The organism is Micrococcus sp. HG099, from assembly GCF_024723355.1.
Classification (GTDB): Bacteria; Actinomycetota; Actinomycetes; order Actinomycetales; family Micrococcaceae; genus Micrococcus; species Micrococcus endophyticus.
This window is the reverse complement of the sequence record NZ_JANQCJ010000215.1, coordinates 1-2087: the sequence shown is the minus strand read 5'-3', so window position 1 is coordinate 2087 and position 2087 is coordinate 1. Positions and strand designations below refer to the sequence as shown.

2 protein-coding genes and 1 pseudogene are annotated in these 2087 nt (G+C 76.9%); 1 reads left to right on the top strand and 2 read right to left on the bottom strand.

What is annotated here, in order from left to right; all coding sequences use genetic code 11:
* The coding region (locus NWP10_RS11695) for a DUF429 domain-containing protein (RefSeq protein ID WP_258301016.1) at window positions 1–728 on the bottom strand (728 nt) is incomplete at its 3' end.
* A gap of 10 nt (window positions 729–738) precedes the next feature.
* A complete protein-coding gene (locus NWP10_RS11690; RefSeq protein WP_258301015.1) occupies window positions 739–1581 on the bottom strand; it encodes an alpha/beta fold hydrolase in 843 nt (280 codons plus the stop codon).
* Window positions 1582–1712: 131 nt separating this feature from the next.
* Here NWP10_RS11690 and NWP10_RS11685 point away from each other — a divergent pair.
* Window positions 1713–2087: pseudogene (locus NWP10_RS11685) on the top strand (DNA mismatch repair protein MutT); the annotation flags it as partial.

Sequence of the window (2087 nt, the reverse complement as noted above, 5' to 3'; positions counted from 1 at the left end):
CAGCCCCCGGCCGCCCACGCGGCGGACAGGGCGGCGACGACGGCGTCCAGCACGTCGTCCGAGGCGAGGGCGGCCACGTGGCCGGCGGAGAGGTCCACGCCGGGGTGCCTCGCCTCGACGCCGGCGAGGATCGCCGCGCGTACGCCCGACCCCGGCTCCCTCGCGGACGCCTTGTAGCCGCGGTGGGCCAGCCCCCACACGTGCAGCGTGCCGGCCGGATACACCTCGCACGCCCGGGCGGCGCCGCCCTCCGGAACGGGGTCGGCCACGGGGCCCTCGAGCGGCAGCGCCAGCCTCCGACGGCGTCCCTCGGCGGCCACGGCGGCCCACCGCAGCGCGGGATGGGCGATCCGGTCCGCCGCCACGGACAGCGGCCGCAGGCCGGTCCGCGCGGTGACGGCGTGGTCCGTCTCCCGCAGGGTCATCTCCCGGCGCCATGCGGGGCCGCCCGCGCCGAGGGCGCCGCCGTCAGGGTCGCATGCCCCGTCGAGAAGCGCGCGGAAGGGCGCCGGCCAGCCGACGGGCACGTCCACGCCGGTGAGCGCGGCCGAGGCCAGCAGGTCCAGGAGGGCGCCGTCGTCGAGGCCGCGGCCCGCCGCCGCCAGCCGCCCGGACGCACCCCTGCCGTCCGGGGACGGCAGCGCCGTCAGCTCCAGGACGGCCCAGCCGGTGCGCTCCGGCGCGGCCGCGAGGTCCACGCCAGCGATCCGCACCGGCGCGGCGGGCACGCGCACCGCCTCAGTCCGCCGTGAGGAACGTGCGCACGGCCGAGACGAACGCCTCCGGCTGGTCCGCGTGGAGCCAGTGCCCCGCGTCGCGGACCGTGACCCGGACGACGCGCGGGAACAGGTCCTTCATGCGCGGCACGTCCTCGTCCCGCACGTAGTCGGAATTCGCGCCCGCCAGCCACAGCACCGGGCGGTCGAACACGCGGTCCGGGTCCTCCGGCGCCGCCGGGTCCGGGAAGGAGCCGACCGCCTCCAGGTGCTCGAAGAGCATGGCCACGTTGGGCTGCCACGCGAACCGGCCGCCCTCGCGGCGCAGGTTCTGGAGCAGGAAGCCGCGCACCCGCGCGTCGTGCACGTGCTCGGCCATCACCGCGTCCGCCTCGGCGCGGGACTCGTAGGAGTCCAGGTCCATGCGCAGCATGGTGCCGAGCAGGTGCACGAACTCGTCGGTGGCCTGCGGGGACAGCCGCGGGGAGATGTCCTCCACGATCAGGCGGTCCACGAGGTCCGGGTGGCGCAGGGCCAGCACCATGGCGACCTTGCCGCCCATCGAGTGGCCGAGCACGTGCACCGGGCCGTCCGCGGCCAGGCCGGCCCGCAGGTGCTCCGCCACCCGGTCCGCGATCTCCTGGTAGTCCACCCGGTCCGTCCAGGGGGACCGGCCGTGGTCCGGCAGGTCGAGGAGCTCCACCGTGAAGTCGTCCGCGAGCGCCTTGGCGGGGCCCGTGAAGTTCCTGCCCCGGCCCATGAGGCCGTGGAGGAAGGCGACGCGGTGCGGCCCGTCGCCGATCACGTCGGAGGCGAGGGCGGCGTCGGAGGGGGCGGCGGATGCGGAGGGGTCAGGGGTGCTCACGCGCTCCAGGCTAACGGGCGGGCGGCGGGGCGACCCCTGATCACTTATGGTCATATCAACTTTTTCTGCACGCGGAGAAGAGTGTCATACTGACCAGAACATCCCCGCCGGTCCCTCCCGAGGAGTCCGCCGTGCCCGCACCCGAGGCCCGCGTCACCGTGGCCGTCTCCACGGCCGTCTTCGGCGTGCGCCCGGACCCCTCCGGGGCGCCCCGCCTGCATGTGGCCCTCGTGCCGCGGATGCGCGAGCCGTTCCTGGACCGCTGGGCGCTGCCGGGCACCTGGCTCGCCGCCGACGAGGAGCTCGCCGACGCCGCCGCCCGCGTCGCGGCGGAGACCGTCCCGGGCCCCGTCCGGCACCTCGAGCAGCTGGCCGCCTTCGGCGCCGTGGACCGCTCCCCCACCGGCCGCGTGCTCACGGTGGCCCACTGGGCCCTCAGCCCCGCCCTCGATGACGACGGCGCGGCCCCGTCCCACGGCGGCGGCCTCGACGTCGCGGGGCTGCCC